Genomic DNA, 26,436 nt, shown 5'->3' with positions numbered 1-26,436 from the left:
GGTTCTCCCATGACGAACATCCTCTGGTTCGATCAGGTCGGCATGGCCGACGTCGCCCGAGTCGGCGGCAAGAACGCGTCGCTCGGCGAGATGGTCTCGCACCTGTCCGCGCTCGGTGTCAAGGTTCCGGGTGGGTTCGCGACCACCGCCGACGCGTACCGCTCGTTCCTCACCGCGGACGACCTCGAGGGCCGCATCCGCCGACGGATCGACGTCGTCGATGTCGAGGACGTCGCGGGGCTCGCGGCGGCGGGGTCGGAGATCAGGTCGTGGATCGAAAAGCAGACGCTGCCCGCAGATCTCGAGCGAGACATCCGCTCCGCCTACGAACGCCTCACGGCCGACACCGGCGAGGACGTCACGTGGGCGGTGCGCTCGAGCGCCACCGCCGAGGATCTGCCCGATGCATCTTTCGCGGGTCAGCAAGAGACGTTCCTCAACATCTCGGGCATCGACAACGTGCTGGGCGCCATCCGCTCCGTCTTCGCGTCGCTCTACAACGACCGGGCGATCGCCTACCGCGCGCACCACGGATACGAGCACCACGACGTCGCCCTCTCGGCCGGCGTGCAGCGGATGGTGCGCTCGGACCTCGGCGCCGCGGGTGTCATGTTCACCGTCGACACCGAGTCCGGGTTCGACGGCGCGGTCTTCGTGACGAGCTCGTACGGACTCGGCGAGGCTGTCGTGCAGGGCGCGGTCAATCCTGACGAGTTCTACGTGTCCAAGGTCGCGCTGGCGGCGGGCCGCCCGGCGATCCTCAAGCGCTCCGTCGGCGAGAAAGCCATCGCGATGCGCTACACCGATGACCGTCACGCCGGCGCGAGCACGGCGTTCGTCGACGTGCCGCAGGCCGACCGCATCCGCTTCTCTCTCAGCGACGACGACATCACCGAGCTCGCCCGCCACGCCCTCGTGATCGAGCAGCACTACGGCCGCCCGATGGATATCGAGTGGGCGAAGGACGGCATCGACGGCGGGCTGTACATCGTGCAGGCTCGTCCCGAGACGGTCGTGTCGCGGACGGATGTCGGAGTCATCCGTCGCTTCGTGCTGAACGACTCGGGTGAGGTCGCGGTCGCCGGCCGCGCCATCGGCCAGCGGATCGGCGCCGGTCCCGTGCGGGTGCTGCGCGACGTCGCGCAGATGAACGAGTTCCAGACCGGCGACGTGCTGGTCGCCGACATGACAGACCCCGACTGGGAGCCGATCATGAAGCGCGCGAGCGCGATCGTGACCAATCGCGGCGGGCGCACCTGCCACGCGGCGATCATCGCGCGCGAGCTCGGCATCCCGGCGGTCGTCGGCACGGGGGACGCGACGCGGTTGCTCGTCGACGGTGACGAAGTCACGGTCTCGTGCGCGGAAGGCGACACGGGGTTCGTGTACCGCGGGCTGCTCGACTTCGAAGAGCAGCTGACGCATCTGGATCAAATGCCGAAGGCTCCGGTGAAGATCATGATGAACGTCGGCACGCCCGACCAGGCCTTCTCGTTCTCGCGGCTGCCGAACGACGGTGTCGGGCTCGCGCGGCTGGAGTTCGTCATCAACCGGCAGATCGGCATCCATCCCCGAGCCCTGCTCGAGTTCGACACCCTTCCGGCGGATCTGAAAGAGCAGATCGGCACCGCAACAGCGGCGTATGCGACGCCGCGCGACTACTTCGTGCAGCGTGTGGCGGAGGGCATCTCGATGATCGCCGCGGCGTTCTGGCCGGAGCCGGTGATCGTGCGCCTGAGCGACTTCAAGTCCAACGAATACGCCAACCTGCTGGGCGGCGACCGCTACGAGCCGCACGAGGAGAACCCGATGCTCGGGTACCGCGGCGCCTCGCGGTACATCTCGCCCGACTTCCGTCCCTGCTTCGACATGGAGTGCGAGGCGCTCCGGCACGTGCGCGACGAGATGGGCTTCACGAACGTGCAGATCATGGTGCCGTTCGTCCGCACCGTCGGCGAGGGGCATGCGGTCGTCGAGCTGCTGGCCGAGAACGGTCTGCGCCGTGGAGAGAACGACCTCAAGGTCATCATGATGTGCGAGCTGCCCTCGAACGCCCTGCTCGCGGATGAGTTCCTCGACTACTTCGACGGCTTCTCGATCGGCTCCAACGACATGACGCAGCTCACCCTCGGGCTCGACCGCGACAGTTCGCTCGTCGCGGCGACCTTCGACGAACGCGACCCGGCGGTGCGGAAGATGCTGTCGATGGCGATCACGGCTTGCCTGGCGCGGGGCAAGTACGTCGGGATCTGCGGCCAGGGCCCGTCGGACCATCCGGATCTCGCCGAATGGCTCGTGGAACAGGGAATCGAGTCGATCTCGCTCAACCCGGACACTGTTGTCGAAACCTGGATCCGACTGGCCGCGGCGGCAACCCCGGCGGCCTGAGTATCTGAGTGCCTGAGCGCCGGTAGCCTTGCCCGAGTGACTGAACACTCTCGCTACATCGTCGCGACCGACGGCGCGTGCAAGGGCAACCCCGGCCCCGCGGGTTGGGCATGGGTTGGCGAGGACGGGCACTGGGCGTCCGGCTCCATCCGCGAGGGCACCAACAACATCGGCGAACTGCTCGGGCTGCTGAAGGCGATCGAGGATCACCCGAACGTGGCCGAACTCGTCGTGCAGGCGGACTCGAAGTACGCGATCGACACGTACACGAAGTGGATGGACGGGCACAAACGCCGGGGCTGGAAGACCTCGACCGGCGCGCCCACGAAGAACGTCGAGATTCTCGAGCAGTTGATCGCGGCTCGCGACGCCCGCCGTGCGGCCGGGATGCCGGATGTCGTGCTCGAGCACGTCCGCGGACACTCGGGTCACGTGCTCAACGCGTGGGCTGACGAACGCGCGGTGCGGTCGTCCGAGCACGCCGCGAAGGGTGTCGAGAGCGCGTGGTCGTCTCTCGGCGGGCTGCACCCGGTGCTCGATGTGTCGCTAGCCCCGAAGAACGGCCGCTGACCCCCGCTTCCCGCGGCGCCTCGCCCGCGAGTGCACGACTTACGCGCGAGTCCGCCGGTTGGCGCCGAGACCGCCGCTTAGTCACCGCAAACAACGGGCAGGCTCGGCAGCAACCGGCAAACTCGGCGGGATGACGCGCGGTTCAGGCTGCCCCGGTCGTTGAGCGAGGCCAACGACCGAGACGAAACGACAACCCGCGCCACCCGCGTTTCGACTCGCTACGCTCGCTCAACGACCAAGGCCGCCATCGCCCGGTCGTTGAGCGAATTCGCTAGCTCGGGCGCGACGTCGGCGAGACCTCAAGGGTCTTGGCCGGGTCCATCTCTGCCACCGGGGCGAGGGCTGCGTCGATCGCGGCCATCGTGTCGGCATCGAGGACGACTCCGGACGCCTTGACCGAGTCCTCGAGCTGCTCGGGGCGCGAGGCCCCCACGAGCGCCGCCGCAACGTTCGGGTTCTGCAGAACCCAGGCGATCGCGAGCTGCGGCATCGTGAGCCCGGCCTGCTCGGCCACCGGCTTGAGCTTCTGTACAGCGGTCAGCACGTCGTCGTCGAGGAACCGCTTGATGAAGCCCGCGCCGCTCTTCTCGTCCGTTGCGCGCGAACCCGCGGGCACGTCCTGACCCGGCAGATACTTGCCGCTCAGCACGCCTTGGGCCATTGGCGACCAGACGATCTGAGACATCCCGAGCTCTTCCGATGTCGGGATGACGTCGGCCTCGATAACGCGCCAGAGCGCCGAGTACTGCGGCTGGTTCGAGACGAGCTGGAACTTCAGCTCCTTCGCGAGGGCATGACCCGCGCGCAGCTGGTCCGCCGTCCACTCCGAAACGCCGATGTAGAGCGCCTTGCCCTGACGCACGATGTCAGCGAAGGCCTGCATCGTCTCTTCGAGCGGCGTCTCGTAGTCGAAGCGGTGCGCCTGGTACAGATCGACGTAGTCGACACCGAGGCGGTCGAGCGACCCGTCGATCGAGTCCATGATGTGCTTGCGGCTGAGTCCCGAGTCGTTCGGGCCCATGGGGCCGGTCGGCCAGTAAACCTTCGTGAAGATCTCGAGCGACGCGCGGCGCTGCCCCTTAAGCGCCTCACCGAGCACCTCTTCCGCAGCCGTGTTGGCGTACGCATCCGCCGTGTCGAACGTCGTGATGCCGAGATCCAGTGCTTTGTGAACCGTGGCGATGGCGGCGGCGTTCTCGACCTGGGACGCGTGCGTCACCCAGTTTCCGTACGTGATTTCCGAGACCTTGAAGCCGGAGTTGCCGAGGTAGCGATAATTGACCATTCGTCTACGCTAGCCCCGCACACGACACCCCGAGGCGGACATGTCCATCCCCCACGAGACCGGCCTGGTTCCCGCGCGGGTGCGACACCTCGCGGGCGATGCCGAGGGGCGAGCCGTATGGCTCAACGAGCGCGGCGGAACGACGTATCGCGCGGGCGATGTGCACATCAAATTCGGACCCCTGAACGCCGAAGAGTCGATGGCAGACGAGGCCGAGCGCCTCACATGGGCCGGGCGTTTCATCCGCGTCCCTGAGGTCGTGGCGCACGGTATCGATGAGGACTTCGAATGGCTTGTCACTCGCACGATCGCGGCTCAGAGCGCGGTGGCGCCCGGGTGGATCGCTCGCCCGGCGATCGCGGCACATGCGGTCGGCGCCGGGCTCCGGATGCTCCACGACAGCCTCCCCGTCGCGGAGTGCCCGTGGCGCTGGGACGTAGAACAGCGGAGAGCGGATGCCGCGGGCCGAGGCATCCGGCTTGATCCGGGATTCGAACAGGCCCCCGCGGTCGACCGTCTGGTCGTATGCCACGGCGACGCATGCGTTCCCAACACCCTGCTCGCGGACACGGGGGACCCGACCGCGCACGTCGACCTCGGACGCCTCGGCGTCGGCGACCGCTGGGCGGACATCGCGGTCGCGGCAATGTCGACGGAGTGGAACTTCGGTCCGGGGTGGGAGTGGGCCGTGCTCGAGGGTTACGGAATCAAACCCGACGCGGCCCGCATGGACTTCTACCGCGATCTGTGGAACGCGACGTGAGCGAGAGTAACTACGCGTGGCAGTCCTACGAGCTGCCCCAGAGTTCCAATTGCTCCCATCCGGCCGGGAACCCCATGTTCCTCTCTCGCGAAACGAGGAGCATGCCGTCCGGAGCGTGAAGCGTGATATCCAGCTTCTTCGCCTGCGTCTTGAACGTCATGCGCCAGTTCGTGCCGGCTGTATGAGAGCGAAGCATGAAGGCAAGCACCGCTGCGTAGATGTAGACACGTTGCTGCGGCTTAGGCGAGGTTGTGAAGTCTTCGCCCACAACGTGATCGAGCAGATCACCCTTCGTCTCGTGGACCCTCAGCGACAAAGACCGTTTGAAGGCCCGATTGAACAATCTGGAGCCATGTGCACAGGTGTTGCGGAGATCCACCATCATGCGCAGCACCGCCCCGAAAGGGCGCGGGTGCTCGAACCCGAAGGACCGGGCAACCTCTCGGGCATCCTCAGTCTTCATCAGCTCGAAGAGGAATGGCAGCTTCCCGAAGCTCAGAGCTTCCGTGAGCGCCCAGATCGGTACCGGCTGCTCCGGATACTTGAGCAAGTGATGCGCGATGAAGTCTTCGTCTTCCGCCGCGGCTGTGATGGCGTCGTCGCACGTCTTCATCCAGGCTTCGAACTTCGTACCATTTTTCGCGGGCCGACTGCACATTCTCTCGTCGAGGCAGTCGACGCGGGTGTGTGCCGAGATGTCGCGCGCCGCCAGCGTATGGGCGATCGCCGCGCGGACGCGTACTTCGAAATCCAGCAGTCCCTCGAGGCAGACGCGCGCGAGTTTGAAGTCGAAAGCCTCGAGCTGAACGACGTGACCGAAACTGGCTCCGACCACGTACCGGTCGGACCGGAATTGCCGAAGCTTCGGATTGATCTGCTCAGGAGGCAGGAGCTCGCGCAGAACGTATCGGTACGCTCCAGAGAGGAAATAACCGACGCGAGTCAGGAACTGCAGTGCCGCTTGTGGGTCCGGAACCTCGAGTCCACGCTCGACGAGCTGGTTCAGCAGCTCGTCGCGTTCCTTGAAATCTTTGGTGTACTCCACAACTCAACCTATACCGCACAATGAAAATCGCCCCCTTGAGCCGAAGCTCAGAGGGGGGCGATGTCTGATGTTGCAAACGTAGCACAGCGCGTCGACAGGGAGCTGGAAAGCGACCGACAACCGCACAAAGCTCAACCTCGCTACGAAGGCTAGATGAAGGGCGGCAGCCTACGGAGTAGCGGCCGCCGCGGCCTCGTCTTCGACGGTCGCGACGAGCTGACCGCAGGCCCCGTCGATCTCTTTGCCGCGGGTGTCGCGCAGCGTCGTCGGGATGCCCGCATCGTTCAGCCGGCGGACGAACTCGTTCTGAACCGACTTCTCGGACGCGGTCCAGATCGACCCCGGCGTCGGGTTCAACGGAATCGGGTTGACGTGCACCCAGCCGCGCCCGCGGGCGTTGAGCTTGTCGGCGAGCAGATCGGCGCGCCACGCGTGGTCGTTCATGTCCTTGATCAGGGCGTACTCGATCGACACACGGCGACCGGTCTTCTCGAAGTAATTGCGCGCGGCGTCGAGGGCCTCGTCGACCTTCCATCGCGAGTTGACCGGGATCAACTCGTTGCGCAGCACATCGTCGGGCGCGTGCAGCGACAGGGCGAACGTCACGGGGATGTCTTCCTCGGCGAGCTTCAGGATCGCCGGGACAAGCCCAACCGTCGAGACCGTGATGCCGCGGGCACTCATGCCCAGCCCCTCGGGCTGCTGCGCGACCATCACGCGAACGGCCTGCATGACCCGTGCATAGTTGGCGAGCGGCTCGCCCATCCCCATGAAGACGATGTTGCTGACCCGCTCCATGCTGTGATCGTCGGAGCGTTTCCCGCCGAGCTCACCCGCCGCGATCAGCGCATTGGCGCGGACGATCTGCTCGACGATCTCGGCCGCCGACATGTTGCGCGTCAGCCCCGCCTGACCCGTCGCGCAGAAGGGGCAGTTCATCCCGCATCCCGCCTGCGACGAGACGCACAGGGTGATGCGGCCCGGGTAGCGCATGAGCACCGACTCGACCAGGGCGCCGTCGTGCAGCTTCCACAGGAACTTGATCGTGTCGCCACCGTCGGTCTGCAGGCGTCGCACCTCGGTCAACAGCGGCGGCAGGAAGCCTGCGACGAGCCCCTCGCGACCGGCAGAGGGCAGGTCCGTCATCAACGCCGGGTCGGACGTGTAGTGCCGGAAGTAGTGCGCCGCGATCTGCTTGGCGCGGAAGCCCGGGAGCCCGAGTTCTTTCGCGCGCTCGGCGCGGGCTTCGGGCGTGAGGTCGGCGAGGTGCACGGGAGGTTTGCCCCGCTTGGGGCTCGCGAACTGCAGCAGGGGTTTGCCCGAGGCATCCTTCTGCTGCTGCCACCCCTCGGTCGCCGGGCGCACCTGGCGCACGGGACCCGGCCCCGTCGGGCGGACGGGAGAGTCGGGGGGAAGGGCAGTCATGCTTCCAGGCTACGGGACCGCTACCGTGGAAAAGGTGGAAGAAGACGTCACGGTCCGACCGATACGCCCCGAGGACGCGGGCGAAGTCCTCACTCTGCAGCGCGCGGCCTTCGTGCAGGAGGCGCTGATCTACGGCACTCCGAACATGCCGCCCCTCACCCAGACGCTGGCCGAGGTCGAGGCGGAGTTGGTCGAGAACGACGGATGCGTGGCGCACCTCGGCCCCCGCATGGTCGGTGCCGTCCGCGCACGACGCGACGGCGAGGTGTTCCTGATCGGTCGACTCGCGATCGCCCCAGACATGCAGGGTCGGGGCATCGGCTCGCGCCTGCTCGCGGCGGTCGAGGCCGCGGGGAGCGCGGCGGGGGCCGTCGAGGCGGAACTTTTCACGGGTTCACTCAGCGAGGCGAACCTCCGCCTCTACGAACGCGAGGGGTACGTCGAGAGCGAGCGAGTCGACGGCGACGACGGCATCCAGCAGGTGTTCCTGCGCAAGCGGCTGCGCTGAGCCTTTTCACCCCGTGCCGGACACCTCGCCGAGGTGGCGCGCGAGCGCCTCGAGCGCCGGGCGCTGACCCTTCACGAGCAGGGCGGCGGCGGCATCCGCATTCGTCCACCGCACATCGTCGACCTCGGGAAACTCGACGGTGCGGCCCGACCGCGGCGGCCACTCGAGCTCGAAAGTGCCGTAGGTGAAGGTCGCAGGGGCGAAGCCCAAGCCGTCCCCGACGAAGACGACGACGCGCTTACCCGAGGCGTAGGGGAACGTGCCGAGTTCGGAATATGCGACGTCGGGCGCATCCACGCCGAGCTCTTCCACGAACTCGCGGCGGGCTGCATCGAGCGCCGACTCGACATCGGGGTCGAACTCCCCCTTGGGAATCGACCACGCACCCTCGGTCTTGCGAGCCCAGTACGGCCCGCCCATGTGGGCGATGAGGACCTCGAAGCCGTCGGCGTCCGACGTGATCCGATACAGCAGGATCCCGGCGCTCATGACGGGCATGCGCGGCTCCGTTCCTCAGTCGCTCGATCGTCGGTCGCTCGGTCGTTCAGTCGAGGAAGATGTCGGGGAACAGCCGGTCATCCGGTGTACCCGGCACCGCTGCGTACCCCGAGAAGTCGGTGACGCCGCTCTCTTCCAGCACGTCCTCTACGATCAGCGAACGGCCCGTGTTCTCGCGCGACGGCGCCGTGAGCACAAGATACGCGGCGTCGGCATAGATCTCGGGCGTACGGCTCGCCGCCATGACCCGGTCTCCGCCGAGCAGGTTCTGCACCGCCGCGGTCGCGATCGTCGTGCGCGGCCAGAGCGTGTTCGCCGCGATCCCGTCGGGCGCGAACTCGGCGGCGAGGCCCAGCGTCACCATCGTCATCCCGAACTTCGACAGCGTGTAGCCCGTGTGGGCGCCGAGCCAGCGCGGCGACGGGTTGAGCGGGGGCGACAACGACAGGATGTGCGGGTTGCCACTCTCGCGCAGCAGGGGCACTGCCGCACGCGAGAGCATGAACGTGCCCCGGACGTTGACGTCTTGCATCAGGTCGTACTTCTTCGGCGAGAGGTCGAGCGAGCCCGACAGGTCGATCGCGCTGGCGTTGTTGACGACGATGTCGATCCCGCCGAACTCGCCCGTCGTCTTCAACACGGCCTCGGTGATGTCGTCGTCGTTTCGCACATCTCCGACGATCGGAAGGGCCTGTCCCCCGGCCTCGCGAATGCGCTCGGCGGCGGAGTGCACGGTCCCCTCGAGGTGCGGATGCGAGGTGTCGGTCTTGGCGAGAAGCGCGATGTTCGCGCCATCCGCTGCTGCGCGCAGCGCGATCGCGAGTCCGATGCCCCGGCTGCCGCCGGACATCAGGATGGTTTTGCCGGCCAGGCTCTGTTCGGTCACGGGGTCTCCTTCGGGGCGGCTGGACGAGCATCGGGGTGTGCGGGGGGACGGACGGATGCCGCGGCGAACGCGGCCACGCGAGCGCGCGCATCGGGGGTGTCGAAGGCGGCGCCGATCGTGCGTGCTTCGTCGTCGAGATTGTCGGCGAACGACCGTCGCGCACCCGCACGCACGAGTCGCTTGGCCTGGCCGAAGGCGGCGGTTGCCCCGGTGAGCCAGAACCGGGCGATCTCTTCGCCTCGGGCGGCGGGGTCGGCGGCGACCTCGGTCACGAGCCCCCAGTCGAGCGCCGTCGCGGCGTCGATCGTGAGGTCATCGAGCAGCATCCGGAGCGCGCGCGTCTGGCCGATCGCGGCGGGCAGCAGGGTCGACACGGAGAGGTCGGGGGTGAGGCCGATGTTGGCGTACTTGCTGACGAAGCGCGCGCGCTCGCCGGCGATGATGTAATCCGCCGCCAGCATGAGGCCCAGACCGCCGCCCGCGACGGCGCCGTGCACGACAGCGACGACGGGCTTGTCCGACTCGACGAACGCGCGGATGCCCTCGTGGATGGTGTGCGCGGCCGCGGTCACGTCGGCGCCGCTGGCGCCCGAGGTCGCCATCTCTACGACGTCACCCCCGGCGCAGAAAGCCGGGCCCGCGGCATCCAGAATCACGGCACCAACCGTGGCGTCGGCGGCGATCTCACGCGCGAGATCGCGCCAGCGAGTTCCCATCTCGAACCCCATCGCGTTGAGAGACGCGGGACGGTTGAAGGTCAAGCGCGCAAGCGCACCGTCGCGGGTGTAGACGATCGAGTCGCTCATGCGCGGGTCTCCTTGCCGAGGTGTTCGCAATTCATTCAATTCGAGCGGGGCACCGGGCGGAACCCCGGAAAGCGGGGCACGAGAGCTCGAGCCTCATGCGGCGGGACTGAATTGTGGACGCACGCGCGGCAAGACTCACTTGGGTGCCATCCGGATCGCGCCGTCGAGGCGGATGGTCTCGCCGTTCAAGTACCCGTTTTCGGCGATGTGCGCGACGAGTGCCGCGAACTCTTCGGGCCTACCCAGCCGAGCCGGGAACGGCACCTGACCGCCGAGAGAATCCTGCGCGGCCTGGGGCAGGGCCTGCAGGAGCGGCGTCTCCATAATGCCGGGGGCGATCGTCACGACGCGGATGCCGTAGCGGGCCAGCTCGCGCGCGATCGGCAGCGTCATCGCGTGCACACCGCCCTTGCTGGCCGCGTAAGCCGGCTGGCCGATCTGCCCATCGAACGCGGCCACGCTCGCGGTGGTGACGATCACGCCACGCTCACCCGAGGCATCCGAGTCCGTCTCGGTCGGTTCGTTGGCGACCATCGCCGCCGCGGCCTGGGAGATGACGTTGTAGGTGCCCACCAGGTTGATCCGCACGACGCGTTCGAAGTCCTCGAGCGGCGTTGGGCTGCCCTCGCGATCCAGCACCTTGCCGGGGGTCGCGATGCCCGCGCATGCGACGACGACGCGCAGAGGAGCGAGAGCGGATGCCTCGGCCACAGCCGCGCGAACCTCGGGCACGCTCGTCACATCGGCCGGCGCGAACACCCCGCCGAGTTCAGCGGCGATCTCGGCGCCGCGCGATGTCGGCAGATCCAGGATCGTGACGAGGGCACCGCCCGCGGCGAGGCGTCGCGCGGTGGCAAGTCCCAATCCGCTCGCCCCGCCCGTGACGAGGGCTCCGGCTCTCTCGATCTGCATGCGCTCTCCTTCGAACCGCTGGCATCCAGTTCCAGCCTACGCGACACGCGGTCCCCCCACCCTCGCGCGAGACTTCAGCTATGTCACCAATGAGGGCGCGGTACGTGACAGAGGTGAAGTCTCGCGCGCAAGCGGGCGGGCAGACGCGCGAGGTCAGGCGGGCGGGGTCAGGTGGGCGGGGTCAGGTGGGGCCGAGGATGAAGTTCCAGCTGCCCGTCGCCACAGCGATCGAGATCGCGGTGGCCGAGATCGCGGCTCCCGCCGCCAGCAGCACCCATTCTGGGGCCCCCCAGCGCGACGGCCGAGCCCAGGTGCGTGGCACGGGCCGACCGTCCGCATCGACGATGTGCCCGCCGAACCCTCGCGCTTCCATGGCTGTCGCGAGCTTCGACCCCCGCCGGATCGAAAGCACGAACAGGGCGAATGCCATCCCGAGCGTGCGTCGCACCCGCCCGACATCCGCGACGCCGCGGGCCCGGCGCGCGAGGGCGAGCGCCCGCCAGTCGTCGCCCAACAGCCCGAGCAGCCGCATCCCGGCGAGCGCCCCGAGCACGAACCGCGCGGGCAGGCGCACGAGCTGCGCGAGACCGTCGGCGAGATCCGTCGGGTCGACCGTGACGAAGAGCACCACTCCGGGCAGCGCGATCGCCAGAACACGGAAGAATGTCGCGAGCGCCAGCTCGAGAGATCCGTCGCTGACTCTCACGAACAGCCACTCAAAATGGACGGCGCCGGATGGTGCGCCGTACAGGGCGATCGTGACCGCCGTCAGCGGTGCGGCGATCCAGACGGGAAGCGTGCGCACCCAGAACTCGCGCCATCGCAGACCCGAAAGGGCGAACAGGACGAGCTCGAGCGTCAGCGCGGTCGCCGCCGAGACCGCATCGATCGTCAGCACGAGCGGCACCGCGATCAGCAGGGCGGCCGCGAGCTTGGCGACCGGATTGATGCTGGCGATCGGGCCACTCCGGATGCCGACGGTCGCACTCATGCCGAGGCCCCGAGCTCGAAGCGTCGGGCGTGCAGGGCGTCGAGCACCGCGGCGTCGTGCGTGACGACGACGACGGCCGTGCCATCGTCTCTCAGCTCGGCGATGATCGCGACGAGTTCGGCCCAGGTCACGGCATCCTGACCGAACGTCGGCTCATCGAGCACGATCACGCGGGGGCGTGTCGCGAGGGTGGCAGCGACCGTGAGCCGCCGCTTCTCGCCGCCCGACAACGTGTACGGGTTCGCCTCGGCGAGCCGGTCGAGCCTGAGCCGGACGAGCAGGTCATCGACGCGAGCCGCGATCTCGTCTTCCGGCAGCCCGAGGGAGCGCGGTCCGATTTCGAGCTCTCCGCGCACGGTCGTCGCCAGCAGTTGGTGCTCGGGGTCCTGGAACACCGTGCCGATCCGGGTCAACAGCGCCCGCGACGACCACTTCAGGGGATCGCGCTGCGGGCCCTCCGCCAGGGCGCCGGATGCCTGGACGCGGCCGCCGAGCCCCGGCAGGAGCCCCGCAAGTGTCAGTGCAACGGTCGACTTGCCGGCCCCGTTCGGCCCGGTGATGCCGAGGACCTCACCCGCACGCACGTCGAGGCGCACCGGTCCCGCGACCCGCACACCCTTGACCCGACCGGCCGTCAGGTCGCGGGCCTCGAGAACGACCGGACCGGGCGCGAGCACGGGCGGCGCGGGATGCCGCGGAGGGATGCCCGGAACCCAGACGCCACCCACGGCCAAGCGGGGCCCGAGTGCACCGAGAACGTCCGCGGGGGCGCCGTCGGCGAGCACACCGACATGGGCACCATCGTGTTCGGCACCGCCTGTCTCGCCCCCGCCCGTCTCGCCGAGCACGATCACCCGGTCCACCAGCGGCAACCACACATCGATCCGATGCTCAACGACGATGAGCGTCGCACCGGTCCGCTCGGCCACACGCTCGACCGCGTCGCGCACCTCGCGAACACCCTCGGGGTCGAGGTTGGCGGTCGGCTCGTCGAGCAAAATGAGCCCCGGGCGCATCGCAAGCACGCCCGCAAGCGCGAGGCGCTGCTTCTGCCCACCCGAGAGGGCTGAGGTCGACCGATCGAGCGGCACGTCCAGCCCCACCGCATCAAGCGACTCACGCACCCGGCGCCAGATCTCATCACGAGGGATGCCGAGGTTCTCGGCACCGAACGCCACGTCGTCCCCGACCCGCGCCAGGATCGCCTGACTGTCGGGGTCTTGCAGGACGAGCCCAGCCCGACCCCCGGCGCGAGCGGCGGGCGAACCATCGATCGTGAGCTCGCCGCGCGACTCGCCCTCGTCGTCGCCCCCGAGCACCCCGGCGAGCGCGTGCAACAGGGTCGACTTGCCCGCCCCGGATGCGCCGAGCAACAGGACGCGCTCGCCCGGTTCGATGCGGAACGAGGCATCCGCCACGGCCCAGTCAAGACGCGAGGCGAAGCGCCAGCCCCAGCCCCGCGCCTCGACCGAGGCGGGTCGGATCAGCGCCCGAGGCGTGATCGAAGGATCCGTCACGTCAGACGCGCCGCGTGACCTCGCGTCCGGAGGCGAAACGGCTGAGCGCACCCGTCGCCGCCAGGCCCCGCGCAATGAACCACGCACCAGCACCCGCGATCACTGCGCCCGAGACGGTCGTGGCGGCGATGTAGACGAGGGTGAAGGTCGTGTCGGCACCCGCGTACCAGAGGATGCGGTCGTTGATTCCGCAGGCGAGTCCCGCACCGGCACCCGCGAGGATCGCAACGGGCAGGCGCCAGACGGCGTACGCGAAGAGGAGGAAGACGATCTCGGCGCCGAGACCTTGCACGAGCCCCGACACGATCGTCAGCGGACCCCACTGGTTACCGACGAGCGCCGAGATCACGGCCGCGAGCAGCTCGGTGTACAGCGCAGCACCGGGCTTGCGGATGATCAGGGCGCCCAGCACGCCCGCGATGAGCCAGGGACCGGCGAGCAGACCCTGCAGACCGGGAAGCAGCGGCGACAGGATCGAACTCGGGCCCTCGTATCCGATGTTCCAAACGAGAAAGATCGCGGCACATGCGACGCCGATGACGCTGGCGACGACGATGTCGACGACCCTCCAGCGCCAGGTGATGGCGGCGAATCCGCGGCGCCCGGTGGACGCGGGGGCAGATGTGGACGTGGACGTACTCATTAGTGCTCCTTCCTGCGCTGGCATGACCCAGATCAGGTTCGACGGTCGAAGCGTGGTCGCTTCCTCTCAGCCCGGCACACCGGACTCCCGTGGTTGACGGGATGAGTATAGCTGTCGCGGTACCGTAGGCGAATGACTTCGAACGACCCGCCGCACGAGCCCGTGCTCACTCGGCGGGCGTTGCGTCGGCAAGAAACAGGCGCGACGGACGTGACCGTGGAACCCGCTGTCGAACACGCTGTCGAACCCACCGCGGCACCCACCGTCGTCGCAGAGCCAGCCATCACCGATCCACCCGCGACCGAGGTTCCCGCGACCACGCGAGCGCTCGCCTGGGTGCGCGAGGACGGCACGGCGACCGTGGCCCAGCCCGAGATCGCCCCGGATGCGGAACTCATCGAACGGTGGCCGCGTCGCTCCCCGCTCCGCCCGGGTGTGCTCGTGCCGCTCGGCAGCGTCGTGGGTCTGGTTCTCGTCTACGTGGTCGCCATGCTCGTCTGGCCGCTCTATGCGGTCGCCCCCCGCGTCGATGCGGTCGCCGCGCAAACAGCGGCGGCTCCAGCGGCGAGCCCCGGCTGGCCGGCCACGGGGTCGGCTTCTCTGGGCGTGGAGGGACTCGGCACGACCGCCGCGAGTTCGGACGAGGCCGTTCCGATGGCGAGCATCACGAAGGTCATCACGGCACTCGTCGTTCTGGACGCCCTCCCGCTCGCGGTCGGCGAGACGGGGCCCGAGTACACCTTCACGCGCGCCGACCGCACGGCCTACCAGAACACGCTCGCCGCCGATGAGTCCGCGCTCGACGTTCCCGTCGGTGGAACGCTGACGCAGTACCAGCTCCTCGAGGGCATGCTGATCGGCTCCGCCGGCAACTATGCCGACAAGCTCGTGGACGGCCTCTACCCCTCAGACGCGGTCTACGCCCGAGCGGCCATGCAGTGGCTCACCCAGCACGGGCTGGCGGGCATCACCGTCGTCGACTCGTCGGGCATCAGCCCCCGCAACACGGCCACACCGGCCGCGCTCGTCGCCCTCGCCCGCCGGGCTCTCGCGAATCCCGTCATCGCCGAGATCGTCGCCAAGCCCTCGGTGGAGCTTCCCGGCGCCGGTCTGGTCGAGAACACCAACGCCCTCCTGGGCGAGCCGGGCATCGTGGGCGTCAAGACGGGTCTGCTCTTCGATGACTACAACCTCTTGGCCGCGCGCGACATCACGATCGGCGACACGACCGTGCGGGCGTACGCCTCGGTGCTCGGGCAACCCGACAGCGAGACACGTTTCGCGGCCGCGCGCGATCTGCTGAACGGTCTCCACGCGCAACTCGCCCCGACGATCGCGCTGCCCGCGGGTTCCATCGTCGGCACGGTATCGACGTTGTGGGCCGATCCTGTCGACATCGTGACGGCCACGGACGGATCGGTCATCCTTTGGAACGGATCCCCCTCCTCTGCCGCCTCGGACCTCTCCCTTGGTGACGACTGGGCGGACGGCGCGTCCGTGGGGACCGTGACCATCAGCGGACCGATCGGCGAGGCCCAGGTCGAGGCGCTTCTCGCGGCAGAGGTCGAAGGACCGAGCCCGTGGTGGCGTCTGACGCATCCGCTCCAACTCTTCGGCATCGCCGACTGATCCGCGGGCGAGCGGCGACAGTCAGACGAAACGCACGCTCTGCTGCAGTCGGGTGCGGACGTCGAAGACCTGGTTGCCGCCCATGTCCCGCGCGCCCGGGATGCCACGGCGCAGCACCGTCGCGAGCGCGGCCCGACCGCACACCACGACCGGCAGCCCCCGCACGCGGCCGGCGTCCAGGATCGCCTGCGGCAGATCGTCGTCGGGCAGCACGACGATCGCGCCACTGAAGCGCACCCCGGCGGCGCGCGAGACCACACGCATCCGTGCGATCAGGTCGCCGATCGGTGATCCTTCGACGTCATCGCCCTGCAGTTCACCGCGTCGGAGCGTCACGGGTCCACCGAAGTCCTCCGACAACACCCCGTAGAGCCCGCTCGGGCCGAGGACGATGTGGTCGAGCTTCGCGTCGGGGTCATCGCCCCGACGGCCGGAAGCCGCGACATCGTGCCAGACCGTGAAGCCCATTCCGAGGTCGGCAACGATACGTGCGGTCGCCTCTTCGGCGAGCGCGTCCGCCAGCAGGCGGCGGATCTCGTGCGGGGCCGATCGCACCAGGGCCGGGGCATAGGGATCCTCGAGAGGGATACCGCGGCCGACCCACTCGCGCATCAGCGTGAGGTAGCGCTCGCGCCGCCAGCCGCCCGGGTGACCGTGTGCCCGCGCGCGGGGTCGGGTGTCGGCGCTCGGGCGCGCCGGACGCCAACCGGACGGATCCGCGCCGGCGCCTGCATCGGCATCGCCATCCGCGCTGAACGTCGCGAACCCGTGGCCGCGGTCGTAGGCCTGACGGGCCTCCGGTGTGCCGATCAGTTCCCAAGCGCGCTGCACCCGCCCGAACGAGGCCGCGTCGCCTCCGGTGTCGGGATGCGTCGCACGAAGGCGCTGACGATAGGCCTTGCGCAGCTGCTCGTCGTCGACATCCGGTTCGACGCCGAGCACACCGTAGGCAGAGGTAGAGAGGGGACTGTCGAACACCGCACTGCCTCCTCCGCCGCCACGTGGGCGGACTCCAGGCTAATGCCCGCTGGCTGGGAGGGGCCGCTCAGCGTCGCTGACGACGCCGTGAATACGCCGCGGCCTGCCTGCTCGAGAGCGCGAGCAGCACGAGGATGTCGAGGCTCAGTGTCACCAGAGTTGTTTCGATCCGGATGTCTTGGCCACCGACCCACCACGTCGTGAACGCCGCCGAGATCGACACGACGGCGTACAGCATGACGAGCACGCGCGCCCAGTTGTGTCCCCGGTAGATCAGCACCGCCAGAACGCCCTCGAGCAGCGTGGCGATCCCGCCGACCGCCAGGATCAGCACGAGCCCGATGGACTTGAGATCCTCCGGCAGCTCCACGTCATCGCCCAGCTCGACCTCGATGCTGTGCGCGACGTCGCCCCAGTTGAAGGCCAGGGCGGTGAGCCACAGAAAGCCCGCGATGACGCGCAGCATCACCAAGCCGGCACCCGCACTGATCGCCGCCGGGCGAGGCATGTCCGGGTCGTAGCCCACGGGGCGCACGAGGTCGCCGGGCGATTCGAATGCCGGGCGCTTCTCGGGGGTCTTCGTCATGGGACACTCCCCTCGGCAGCAAGAAGAGTCTGCGCGACCGGCACCGGCACGCCCGAGACATCCACGATCGGCAGATCACCGTCGGTACGGATGGTGTCGCCACCGCCGTTTCGTGCGTGATAGCCGCTCGAGAAGTCCTTGATCACGTCCATCCGGATCGTGGGCTCGGCCGCGACGAGCGTCTGGATGATGTGGTCGCGCTCGATGTCGGTGTCGGCGTCGATGCGGTGCGTGACCTGCAGCGTGAACAGCGAGAGCCCCACGGCCGTGTCGAAGGTACCCGCGGCGAGCCACTCGACCCGCCTGCCGCCCGGCAGCAGCCATCCGTCCGGGCATTTCCAGAACCGGACGTGGTGGCGCTGCGTGGGGCTGCCGTCGACCTCCTGCTGGTAGGCGAAATCCTGCTGCCGGCTGAACAGGAACAGGGGGCTCACGGGTGCCTCGTCGTAGCTCCGTTTGGTGAGCGTGGACGTGATGATCCGCCACGACGACGCGAGGGTCACCGGGTCGGCGCGTCGCCATCCCGCGGCCTGGAGCGCAGCCTCGATCTCTTCCGCCGTGCCGCGGAAGGCCAGGTTGACCGGATCGCCCAGCAACCCGTCGCTCGTACGCGTGCGGCCGATGAAATAGTCGGGAACGTAGATCGTCGTGAGGATGCGATGCAGCCGCGGCAGTACGAGATAGGCGAGCACGACCCAGAACACGATCGCGAACGGGATGCCCCACCATCCGACGCGGAATGTCTCCGTGAACCCGAGGTAGGCGAGCCAGATGGCCGCCAGCCCCGCGAAGACGAAGAAGAACCAGTCCAGCGCCACACCCACCGAGTAGCGGCGTCTGCGGTGCGGGGGTTCCGACCGTTCCATAGGGTCACTCTAGGGATACCGCGCCCGAGCGTCAGCCCTCAGGCACCCTCAGCCCCAGAGCGGCACGTTCGGGCGGAACGCAAACGCCTGCTCGGCGAGGTCGTCCGGCAGCTCGGCCAGCGACTCCGGTCGCCAGCGCGGCGCACCGTCTTTGTCGATCAGACGCGCGCGAACACCCTCCGGCAGGTCCGGTTGGGTGTGGGCGAACCACATGGCCAGCCCGTACTCGCGCTCGAGGGTGGTGCGCAGGTTCGGGTCGGTGCGGGCCGCGTGAACGGAGGCCAGCGTCACGGTCAGCGCGGTCGGAGACAGCGTTTCGAGCAGGTCGGCCGTATCGGATGCCTCGGGCTCGGGCCGCTCGCGGAGGCCCGCGACGATCGACGCCACGTCGGGGGCCGCGAATACCGAGTCGATCCACGGCCGACGGCGGGCCAGCTCCGACGGCTCGGGTGACTCGTCGAACAGCATCGCGACCTCGGTGGCACCGCCCGGGTCGGCCCGCGATTCGAGGGCTTCGCGCACGGCGTCCAACCGCTCGGATGGTACGAGCAGGTCGGCGAATCCGGCGTAGATCGCGTCGGCAGCCGTCATCGTCCCGCCCGTCAGGGCGAGATACTCCCCCAGCCGTCCGGGGGCACGGGCGAGCAGCCAGGTGCCCCCGACATCCGGCGTGAATCCGATCCGCGTCTCGGGCATCGCGAGCGCCGAGCGCTCGGTCACGATCCGCACGGCGGCGTGACCGGCGAGGCCGATGCCGCCGCCCATCGTGACGCCATCCGCGAGCGCCACAATCGGCTTCGGGTACTCGGCGATGGCGGCGTTCAGCGCGTATTCCTCGCGAAAGAATGTGCCGGCGCCCTCGGCATTGCCGGACATGATGCTCTCGGCCAGCCCCCGCACGTCGCCGCCGGCGCACAGCCCCCGATCACCCGCGCCCTCGAGCAGGATGCGTTCGACGTCGTGTTCGTCACGCCACGCCTCGAGCGCTTCGCGCAGGCCGCGTACCATCCCCAGGTCGAGCGCATTGAGCGCTTCGGGCCGCTCCAGCACGAGCCGCCCGACACCCCGGGTGAAGCGAGCCGAGACGCGCGAGGACTCGAGGGGCTGCGTTCTCATGTCCCGACCGTACCGCCGGTTCCCCTGCGTGGATCCCGTCTCACGCCCGGAAATCGGTCAAGATGAGGGGTACGGCGTCCGAGAGAGAGGTACGGCATGCCCCAAGGCGAGGTTCTGGAGTTCACCGGAGTCACAAAACAATTCGGTGCGGTTGCGGCTGTCCAGGACTTTTCGGCGCGCGTCGAACCGGGGGTCGTGACCGGATTCCTCGGTCCCAACGGCGCCGGAAAGACCACAACGCTGCGCATCCTGCTCGGGCTCGTCCGTGCGACGAGCGGTCGCGCGACAATCGGCGGTACGGCCTACGCCGACCTGTCCTCACCGTTGCGCTCCGTCGGCGCCGCCCTCGAGGCGGCCAGCTTCCACCCGGGGCGCTCCGCCGCCAACCACCTGAAGGTCTACGCGCAGGCCGCGCGACTGCCGCGCACGCGCGTCGACGAGGTGCTCACGACCGTCGGTCTCGCGGATGTCGCGGGTCGACGCGTCGGCGGATACTCGCTCGGGATGCGTCAACGGTTGGGGCTCGCATTTGCGCTGCTCGGCGATCCCGGAGTGCTCGTGCTGGACGAGCCGACAAACGGCCTGGATCCCGAGGGGATCATCTGGATGCGCGGACTGCTCCGCGAACTCGCCCGCCAGGGGCGCACCGTGCTGGTGTCGTCGCACCTGCTCACCGAGGTGCAGCAGACCGCGGACCGGCTGCTGATCATCTCGAACGGATCCCTCGTCTTCCAGGGGTCCGTCGAAGACCTCGCCGAGCCCGCCGAACAGGCCGTCGTGGTGGACTCGCCCGACCGCCAGGCCCTGGCTGAGGCTCTCACCGGCGCCGGCATCGCCTTCGAGAACCTGCGGACCGGGGTTTCGGTCCGTGGCGGCGATCCCGCCGACATCGGCGCCATCGCCCTTGCCGCAGGCGTCGCCCTCTCGGGGCTCCAGAAGAAGGGGCCCTCGCTCGAAGAGGTCTTCCTGGAGCTGGTGAACGGATCTCGCGTGCACCCGAGCGCCGCGGCATCGCACACATCCGCTGCTGCAGCCGCTCCCCTGCTCGCGGAGCCGGGCGCCCCAGACGAGGTCGCGGAAGAAGCGGCGCCCGAAGTGGTCGCCGAAGAAGCGACACCCGACGAATCCGTCCCCGACGAGCCCGTAGCTGCTAGCGAAGCCGTAGCGACCGAAACCTCGGACGAGGAGCCCGCCGACGTGGCGCCGACAACCGCTGACTCGGATGAGGACGAGGACGAGGACCAGGACCAGGCCCTGCCGACCTTCGCCCCGGTGTCGTCGTTCGCCGTCGCCGCGACGGGCGTCATCGAGGTCGTGCCCCGAGCATCCGACGATGACGATCCGGACCGGAGTGACGGACGCCCCCACACCGCCACGCACGACGACACAGCCGCGCACGAAGACACAGCCGCGCACGACGAACCCCGCGAGAATGACGACAACGAGGAGCGATCATGAGCCTTGTCGCCGCAACCCGCTCCGAGACAACAAAGGTCTTCTCGACCGTCGGATGGTGGATCCTCGCCATCGTCCTCGTCCTCTACGTCGGCAGCACGGCCGCCGGCCTGGCCTTCGTGTTCGCGGCGTCGGCATCCGGGGACCTGACCGGCGGCGCCGGCACGCCGACCCTTTCCGCCGACGGCCTGGCTCCTGTGCTGTACAGCATCGGCGGATCGATCGGATACGTCTTCCCGCTCCTCATCGGCACGCTCATGGTGACGACGGAGTTCCGCCACCAGACGCTCACGCCGACCCTGCTCGCCACCCCGAAGCGCGGCATGGTGCTGTGGGCGAAGCTCACGGCGGGCGTCATCATCGGGGCCATGTACGGCCTGATCTCGGTGGTCTCTGCCGCTCTCCCGGCAGCGGGGGTTCTGGCCGGCTTCGGGCTGGAGACCGAACTGGGCTCGGGCGACACCTGGGCACTATTCGCCCGCACCCTGCTCGCGCTCATGCTGTGGACACTCGTCGGCATCGGCGTCGGCACGCTGGTACGCAACCAGGTCGTCGCGATCGTCGTCGTCCTCGCGTTCACGCAGTTCGTGGAGCCGATCCTGAGGTTGGCGGGAGGGTTCGTCGACTGGCTCGCCGAGGTCACCCGTTTTCTGCCCGGCGCGGCGAGTGACGCCCTGATCGGGGCCAGCATCTACAACGTGATGGGCGCCGGCGCGAGCGAAGGCCTGGAGTGGTGGCACGGCGGCATCGTCTTGCTCGCCTACGCGCTCCTCCTGCTGCTGATCGGGCACATCGCCAGCTGGACGCGCGACGTCACCTGACGCACGTCCGACGCGACGCCTCGCGACGCCTGAGTTTCAGCCGTCGGATTCGGCGTCGGGCTCCGTGTCGGGGCCCGTTACGTCGCCCTTGTCCTGGTCACCATCGAGGCGAAGAGCTCGGACGAGCTCGAGGCCGTGGCGCGTCGTGACGAGCAGGCGCTCGTAGTCCTCATGACCCTCGAGGTCGATGACGACACTGGGCCGCCGACCCCGGATGACGGCGAAGTCCCGTCCCGAGCCGGTCTTCCACGTACCGATTGCCATGACACTCGGCACCGTCGCGGCGGGGCTCGGAACACCCCGCAGCCAGATCCACGCGTCGTCGGTGAGCATGACCTTGGCGATCTGTTCGCGAAGGACCTGAATATTCCCCCGCCGGAATCCCACGGCCCGCTCGACGGGAGACAGCACGACCTCGAGTCGTTCCGAGTCGAGGAGCAGCGTCACCATGTCTCTAGTCTGTCAGCGGGAGCGACCGCTCGACGGTCGCTTTGCTCACAGTGCAGCAACGATCACGGCGCGCCGGATGCGGTCAGCGGGCCGGGGCGACGGCGATCGCGGCGGCGCGGGCGGCCGTGGGCAGCGCGTCCACAATGCGCCCGAGGGCCGCGTCATCATGCGCAGCGGTGAGGAACCAGGCCTCGTAGACGCTGGGCGGCAGGGCCACACCGGCGTCGAGCATGGCGTGGAAGAAGTCCGGGTATCGCCAGGCATCCTGAGCGTGCACCGTGTCGTCGTCGTGGGGTGCCAGCGGGGTGAACGCGACACCGAACAGACTCCCGGCGCGTGGGACGGAGTGCGCGACGCCCGCGTCGCTCAGGGCAGCGGTCAGCGCATCGGCGACGACGGATGCCGCGGCATCCACCCGCGCGTAGACCTCGGGCGTCGCTGCGCGCAGCGTCGCGAGCCCCGCCGCGACCGACAGCGGGTTACCCGACAGAGTGCCCGCCTGATACACCGGACCGGTGGGGGCGAGCATCTGCATGACATCGGCGCGACCCCCGAGAGCGGCGAGCGGCATACCGCCGCCGACGACCTTGCCGAAGGTGAAGAGATCGGGCGTATAGGTCTCGCCCGCGTCCTGCTGCAGACCCCAGTATCCGGCGGGGTGGACGCGGAACCCGGTCAGCACCTCGTCGATGATGACGAGCGCGCCATGGGCGTGAACGATGGTGCTGAGCTCGGCGTTGTAACCGGGCAGAGGCGCGACGACGCCCATGTTGGCGGCCGCGGCCTCGACGATGACGGCGGCGATGCGGTCGCCGTGTACCGCGAAGACCTCACGCACGGCGTCGAGGTCGTTGTACGGAATGACGAGCGTCTGCGCGGCGATCGGGGCCGGGACGCCCGCCGAGCCCGGCAGACCCAGGGTTGCGAGGCCCGATCCGGCGGATGCCAGCAGCCCGTCGGAATGACCGTGGTAGTGCCCGGCGAACTTGACCAGCAGATCGCGGCCGGTGGCTCCGCGGGCGAGACGGATGGCCGTCATCGTCGCCTCGGTGCCCGTCGAGACCAGACGCACGCGCTCCACCGGGCGGTGCTCGCCGACACTCACGCGCGCCGCGATGAGCTCTGCCAGCTCGACCTCGGCCTCGGTCGGCGCACCGAACGAGAGGCCGCGGCCCGCGGCATCCCGCACCGCCTCCACAACCTCGGGAGCGGCGTGGCCGAGCAGCGCCGGGCCCCACGACGCGACGAGATCGACGTACTCGCGACCGGTCGCGTCGGTGATGTAGGCCCCGCGCGCCGATGCCATGAATCGCGGCGCTCCGCCCACCGAACCGTAGGCCCGAACCGGCGAGTTGACGCCGCCGGGAATCACCGAGCGGGCGCGGTCGAACAGACGGGCATTGCGATCATCCATGATTCAATTCTCGCCGTTCACGTCAGGTCCGCGCTCATATGATGTCGTCGCGCAGCCAACCGGCAGCTTCGATGGCAGCGTAGGTCAGGATCGCTCCCGCGCCGGCGCGCCGGATTGCGAGCAGCGCCTCCATCGTTGCGCCGCGGCCGTCGATCCACCCGTTGGCTGCCGCCGCCGCGATCATGGCGTACTCGCCCGAGACCTGGTAGGCCCAGACGGGAACATCCACCGCGGCGCGAACCGAAGCGAGCACGTCGAGGTAGGGCAGCGCGGGCTTGACCATCACGATGTCGGCGCCCTCTTCGACATCGATGATCGCCTCGCGCACGCCCTCGCGCGCATTGCCGGGGTCCAGCTGGTAGGTGCGGCGGTCGCCCTTCAGCTGCGAGTCCACGGCCTCGCGGAACGGGCCGTAGAACGAGCCCGCATACTTCGCGGCGTAGGCGAGCAGCGTCGTGTCCGAGAATCCCGCCGCGTCCAGTCCGGCGCGGACGGCCGCGACCTGGCCGTCCATCATGCCCGACAGACCCAGCATCTCTGAGCCCGCACGCGCCTGCGCCAGCGCCATGGAGACGTAGCGTTCGAGCGTGGCATCGTTGTCGACGCCACCCTGGGCGTCGAGCACACCGCAGTGACCGTGGTCGGTGAACTCGTCGAGGCAGAGGTCGGTCTGCACAACGATCGCGTCGCCCACCTCTTCCACAACGGCGCGTGTGGCGACGTTGAGGATGCCGTTGTCATCGTCGGCGCCCGAGCCCACCGCATCGCGGGTCTCGGGAACCCCGAACAGCATGATGCCGCCGATACCCGCCGAGGCCGCGCCGACCGTGGCCGCGCGCAACGAATCGAGGTTGTGCTGGACGACCCCCGGCATGGACTCGATCGCCCGGGGCTCATCGATGCCTTCGCGCACGAAGACCGGCAGGATCAGTTGCTCCGGGGCGAGGTGCGTCTCGCGGACGAGGCGTCGCATCGCGGGCGACTGGCGGGTGCGGCGGGGACGACGTTCGGGAAAGCTCACGGCGAGAACTCGTCGGCGGCGTGCGGCAGGGCGAGCCGCGAGACCGCGTCGATCAGGGCGGAGACGGTCTGCTGTTCCGCCACGACGTCGACGTCGAGCCCCGCGCGACGCGCGTCCTTCGCCGTGCGCGGACCGATCGCGGCGATGACGGTGCCCGCGGGGATCTCCGGAAACTGCAGGTGGACCTGCTCGGCCACCGATCCACTCGTCACGAGAATCGCGTTGATGCGGCCATTGGCGACATCGTGCGCGATGCGCTCGGTCACGGGAACACCGATCGTCCGATACGCCACGACGCTGCGGACGTGGTGCCCCGCCTCGCTCAGACGGCGAGTCAGCACGGGCTTCGCGATCTCGCTGCGGAGCGTCAGGATGCGCCGCGGTTCCGGCTCGAGGGCGATCAGCTGGTCGGCCATCCCCGCGGCCGAGTTGTCCTGCGTCGGAACGAGGTCGACCCGATAACCCACGGCCTGCAGGGCGGCTGCAGTCGTCTCGCCGACGGCAGCGACACGCGTCGTCACGGGGATGCTCACGCGGTGGGCGTACAGGACGTCGACGGTGGTGGCACTGGTGACCGTGAGCCAGTCGAACTGGCCCGCGATCAGATCTTCGAGAGCCGCATCGAGGGATGCCTGGTCGCTGGTCGGAGCGAAGTTGATCAGTGGCGCCACGACGGGAGTCGCCCCCTGCGATCGCAAGCTCGCGGCGACACCATCGCCCCAGGGTCCCCCGCGAGGGACGAGGACGCGCCACCCGGTGAGGGGCTTCACCGCTTTCGCGGGACGCTCGGCTGCTGAATTCATGTGGAAAACTCTCGTGACACCAAGTCGGCTGCCCCACCATCAAGGAGTCGACGTGCGATCGCAGACCCGATCAGCGCTGCTCGCACGGTCGGGTCCGCGCTGTCGGCGGCGTTCGCGCCATCGCCGCCGCCCGTTTTTCGAATATACCCCTTAGCCAGGGGCTCAGCGTGATCGAGCCCGACCCTGTGCGAACCGTCGACCGCGTACACGACGGCACGTACACGCACGTTCTCGTCGGTGACGCTCGCGTGAACACCGACCGGAGCGTGGCACCCCGCCTCGATGCCCGCCAGGATCGAGCGCTCGATCGTCACCGCGAACCGTGTGGCGGGGTCTTCGAGCGGAGCGATGGCCGCGAGGATGTCTGGCGAAGCATCCGCTCGCACCTCGATCGCCAGGGCGCCCTGCCCCGCTGCCGTCGGCCATTCCGCCAGCCCGAGAGGCTCGAGCAGGAGGCCTTCGGCCGAGCCGCTGCCCCACACGGCCTCGCCGCTGTCCGACGCGATGAGTCCGAGTCGCGTCAGCCCGGCTGCGGCCAGCACGACGCCGTCGAGCTCTTCGTCGCGCACGCGAGCAAGGCGCGAATCCACGTTTCCGCGAAGCTCCGCGACGCGCACGCGCGGCGCCCGGCGGCGCAACTGCGCCTGACGGCGGGGGGAGCCGGTACCGATCGTCGCCGCGACGTTCTCTCCCGTGCCGAAGTCAGCGAGCAGGGTGCCACGGGTGACCGAGACGTCGCGCGGGTCGGCGCGGCGCGGTGTCGCCGCGATCCGCAGACCCGGCGCCTCGGCTGTCGGAAGGTCTTTCAGCGAATGGACGAGCAGATCGCACTCACCGGCGAGGAGCGCCTCACGCAGTCGCGTCGCGAAGACGCCCGTGCCGCCGAGCTGCGCCAGCGGGGCACGCGTGACATCTCCCTCGGAAACGATCGGCACGAGTTCGACCGGCACCCCGGTCGCCGCGGTGATCGCTTCGGCGACATGTCCGGACTGCGCAAGAGCGAGGGCGCTGCGCCGGGTCCCCAGTCTGAGCGTTCCGGCGGTCACGCTGAAGCCGTCAC

26 protein-coding genes and 1 riboswitch are annotated in these 26,436 nt (G+C 69.0%); of the genes, 7 read left to right on the top strand and 19 right to left on the bottom strand.

Annotated features, from left to right (window positions below):
* Positions 1–9: 9 nt before the first annotated feature.
* Together ppsA and CGU34_RS16510 are read left to right on the top strand one after the other, a co-directional pair.
* Entirely contained in the window at positions 10–2,388 is a 2,379-nt protein-coding gene (gene ppsA, locus CGU34_RS16515) for a phosphoenolpyruvate synthase (protein ID WP_036300649.1), read from the top strand.
* A gap of 36 nt (positions 2,389–2,424) precedes the next feature.
* Entirely contained in the window at positions 2,425–2,958 is a 534-nt protein-coding gene (locus CGU34_RS16510; RefSeq protein WP_036300645.1) for a ribonuclease H family protein, read from the top strand.
* Between the two features lie 271 nt (positions 2,959–3,229).
* Here the strand turns inward: CGU34_RS16510 and CGU34_RS16505 are convergent, their stop codons facing one another.
* A complete protein-coding gene (locus CGU34_RS16505; RefSeq protein WP_036300643.1) occupies positions 3,230–4,243 on the bottom strand; it encodes an aldo/keto reductase family protein in 1,014 nt (337 codons plus the stop codon).
* Positions 4,244–4,283: 40 nt separating this feature from the next.
* On the opposite strand from CGU34_RS16505, the gene CGU34_RS16500 reads away from it, so the two are divergent.
* Positions 4,284–5,006 (top strand): aminoglycoside 3'-phosphotransferase, encoded by a 723-nt coding sequence (locus CGU34_RS16500; RefSeq protein WP_036300640.1) that lies wholly within the window; start codon positions 4,284–4,286, stop codon positions 5,004–5,006.
* A 25-nt stretch (positions 5,007–5,031) separates the two neighbouring features.
* Here the strand turns inward: CGU34_RS16500 and CGU34_RS16495 are convergent, their stop codons facing one another.
* Positions 5,032–6,051 (bottom strand): Abi family protein, encoded by a 1,020-nt coding sequence (locus CGU34_RS16495; RefSeq protein ID WP_100814733.1) that lies wholly within the window; start codon positions 6,049–6,051, stop codon positions 5,032–5,034.
* Between the two features lie 168 nt (positions 6,052–6,219).
* Positions 6,220–7,476, bottom strand: a complete 1,257-nt coding sequence (gene rlmN / locus CGU34_RS16490) for a 23S rRNA (adenine(2503)-C(2))-methyltransferase RlmN (RefSeq protein WP_100814732.1) — start codon at positions 7,474–7,476, stop codon at positions 6,220–6,222.
* Between rlmN and CGU34_RS16485 the strand changes: the two genes are divergently transcribed.
* Positions 7,475–7,984 carry a GNAT family N-acetyltransferase gene (locus CGU34_RS16485; protein WP_100814731.1) on the top strand — a complete coding sequence of 170 codons (510 nt, stop codon included), beginning with the start codon at positions 7,475–7,477 and terminating at the stop codon, positions 7,982–7,984. The two genes, rlmN and CGU34_RS16485, sit on opposite strands and share 2 nt — an antisense overlap.
* 6 nt (positions 7,985–7,990) lie before the next feature.
* On the opposite strand, the gene CGU34_RS16480 is transcribed toward CGU34_RS16485, so the two are convergent.
* From CGU34_RS16480 to CGU34_RS16450, 7 genes are all read right to left on the bottom strand, one after another.
* On the bottom strand, positions 7,991–8,482 hold the full coding sequence (locus tag CGU34_RS16480; RefSeq protein ID WP_100814730.1) for an NUDIX domain-containing protein: 492 nt from the start codon (positions 8,480–8,482) through the stop codon (positions 7,991–7,993).
* A gap of 46 nt (positions 8,483–8,528) precedes the next feature.
* Entirely contained in the window at positions 8,529–9,368 is an 840-nt protein-coding gene (locus tag CGU34_RS16475) for an SDR family oxidoreductase (protein WP_100814729.1), read from the bottom strand.
* Positions 9,365–10,174, bottom strand: coding sequence for an enoyl-CoA hydratase/isomerase family protein (locus CGU34_RS16470; protein ID WP_100814728.1), 810 nt, complete (start codon positions 10,172–10,174; stop codon positions 9,365–9,367). The genes CGU34_RS16475 and CGU34_RS16470 overlap by 4 nt, the downstream gene beginning before the upstream one ends.
* 135 nt (positions 10,175–10,309) lie before the next feature.
* Positions 10,310–11,086, bottom strand: coding sequence for an SDR family NAD(P)-dependent oxidoreductase (locus tag CGU34_RS16465; protein ID WP_100814727.1), 777 nt, complete (start codon positions 11,084–11,086; stop codon positions 10,310–10,312).
* Positions 11,087–11,267: 181 nt separating this feature from the next.
* Positions 11,268–12,077 carry an energy-coupling factor transporter transmembrane component T family protein gene (locus CGU34_RS16460; protein ID WP_100814726.1) on the bottom strand — a complete coding sequence of 270 codons (810 nt, stop codon included), beginning with the start codon at positions 12,075–12,077 and terminating at the stop codon, positions 11,268–11,270.
* Positions 12,074–13,594 carry an ABC transporter ATP-binding protein gene (locus CGU34_RS16455; protein ID WP_232711720.1) on the bottom strand — a complete coding sequence of 507 codons (1,521 nt, stop codon included), beginning with the start codon at positions 13,592–13,594 and terminating at the stop codon, positions 12,074–12,076. The genes CGU34_RS16460 and CGU34_RS16455 overlap by 4 nt, the downstream gene beginning before the upstream one ends.
* Before the next feature lies 1 nt (position 13,595).
* Complete coding sequence (locus tag CGU34_RS16450; protein ID WP_036297976.1) at positions 13,596–14,237, bottom strand: ECF transporter S component; 642 nt, start codon at positions 14,235–14,237, stop codon at positions 13,596–13,598.
* Positions 14,230–14,338: riboswitch (TPP riboswitch) on the bottom strand. Its footprint overlaps the gene before it by 8 nt.
* Before the next feature lie 31 nt (positions 14,339–14,369).
* On the opposite strand from CGU34_RS16450, the gene CGU34_RS16445 reads away from it, so the two are divergent.
* On the top strand, positions 14,370–15,866 hold the full coding sequence (locus tag CGU34_RS16445) for a D-alanyl-D-alanine carboxypeptidase (protein WP_100814725.1): 1,497 nt from the start codon (positions 14,370–14,372) through the stop codon (positions 15,864–15,866).
* A gap of 21 nt (positions 15,867–15,887) precedes the next feature.
* Here the strand turns inward: CGU34_RS16445 and CGU34_RS16440 are convergent, their stop codons facing one another.
* The 4 genes from CGU34_RS16440 to CGU34_RS16425 all read right to left on the bottom strand — a co-directional run bounded on the left by CGU34_RS16440 (position 15,888) and on the right by CGU34_RS16425 (position 19,412).
* Positions 15,888–16,844 carry a J domain-containing protein gene (locus tag CGU34_RS16440; protein WP_100814724.1) on the bottom strand — a complete coding sequence of 319 codons (957 nt, stop codon included), beginning with the start codon at positions 16,842–16,844 and terminating at the stop codon, positions 15,888–15,890.
* A gap of 67 nt (positions 16,845–16,911) precedes the next feature.
* A complete protein-coding gene (locus CGU34_RS16435) occupies positions 16,912–17,430 on the bottom strand; it encodes a hypothetical protein (protein ID WP_100814723.1) in 519 nt (172 codons plus the stop codon).
* Complete coding sequence (locus CGU34_RS16430; protein ID WP_100814722.1) at positions 17,427–18,296, bottom strand: LssY C-terminal domain-containing protein; 870 nt, start codon at positions 18,294–18,296, stop codon at positions 17,427–17,429. Before CGU34_RS16430 ends, CGU34_RS16435 begins: the two co-directional genes overlap by 4 nt.
* 48 nt (positions 18,297–18,344) lie before the next feature.
* The gene (locus CGU34_RS16425; protein ID WP_100814721.1) at positions 18,345–19,412 is read right to left on the bottom strand and encodes an enoyl-CoA hydratase/isomerase family protein; all 1,068 of its coding nucleotides are present in this window, start codon (positions 19,410–19,412) and stop codon (positions 18,345–18,347) included.
* 96 nt (positions 19,413–19,508) lie between these two features.
* Between CGU34_RS16425 and CGU34_RS16420 the strand changes: the two genes are divergently transcribed.
* On the top strand, positions 19,509–20,870 hold the full coding sequence (locus CGU34_RS16420; RefSeq protein ID WP_100814720.1) for an ABC transporter ATP-binding protein: 1,362 nt from the start codon (positions 19,509–19,511) through the stop codon (positions 20,868–20,870).
* On the top strand, positions 20,867–21,688 hold the full coding sequence (locus CGU34_RS16415) for an ABC transporter permease (RefSeq protein ID WP_100814719.1): 822 nt from the start codon (positions 20,867–20,869) through the stop codon (positions 21,686–21,688). The genes CGU34_RS16420 and CGU34_RS16415 overlap by 4 nt, the downstream gene beginning before the upstream one ends.
* Positions 21,689–21,724: 36 nt before the next feature.
* Here CGU34_RS16415 and CGU34_RS16410 read toward each other — a convergent pair whose 3' ends face one another.
* From CGU34_RS16410 to hemC, 5 genes are all read right to left on the bottom strand, one after another.
* Complete coding sequence (locus tag CGU34_RS16410; RefSeq protein ID WP_100814718.1) at positions 21,725–22,138, bottom strand: hypothetical protein; 414 nt, start codon at positions 22,136–22,138, stop codon at positions 21,725–21,727.
* Positions 22,139–22,220: 82 nt separating this feature from the next.
* Positions 22,221–23,552: a glutamate-1-semialdehyde 2,1-aminomutase gene (gene hemL / locus CGU34_RS16405; RefSeq protein WP_100814717.1), complete on the bottom strand. Its 1,332-nt coding sequence runs from the start codon at positions 23,550–23,552 to the stop codon at positions 22,221–22,223.
* A 34-nt stretch (positions 23,553–23,586) separates the two neighbouring features.
* Positions 23,587–24,573 carry a porphobilinogen synthase gene (gene hemB / locus CGU34_RS16400; RefSeq protein ID WP_100814716.1) on the bottom strand — a complete coding sequence of 329 codons (987 nt, stop codon included), beginning with the start codon at positions 24,571–24,573 and terminating at the stop codon, positions 23,587–23,589.
* A complete protein-coding gene (locus tag CGU34_RS16395) occupies positions 24,570–25,376 on the bottom strand; it encodes a uroporphyrinogen-III synthase (RefSeq protein ID WP_036297301.1) in 807 nt (268 codons plus the stop codon). Before CGU34_RS16395 ends, hemB begins: the two co-directional genes overlap by 4 nt.
* Complete coding sequence (gene hemC / locus CGU34_RS16390; protein ID WP_100814715.1) at positions 25,373–26,422, bottom strand: hydroxymethylbilane synthase; 1,050 nt, start codon at positions 26,420–26,422, stop codon at positions 25,373–25,375. Before hemC ends, CGU34_RS16395 begins: the two co-directional genes overlap by 4 nt.
* Between the last annotated feature and the right edge of the window lie 14 nt (positions 26,423–26,436).

This window comes from Microbacterium lacus (assembly GCF_002812805.1).
In the GTDB taxonomy this organism is placed as follows: Bacteria; Actinomycetota; Actinomycetes; order Actinomycetales; family Microbacteriaceae; genus Microbacterium; species Microbacterium lacus_A.
Note: the sequence above shows the minus strand (reverse complement) of the source record. Positions and strands in the feature narration are given on the sequence as shown.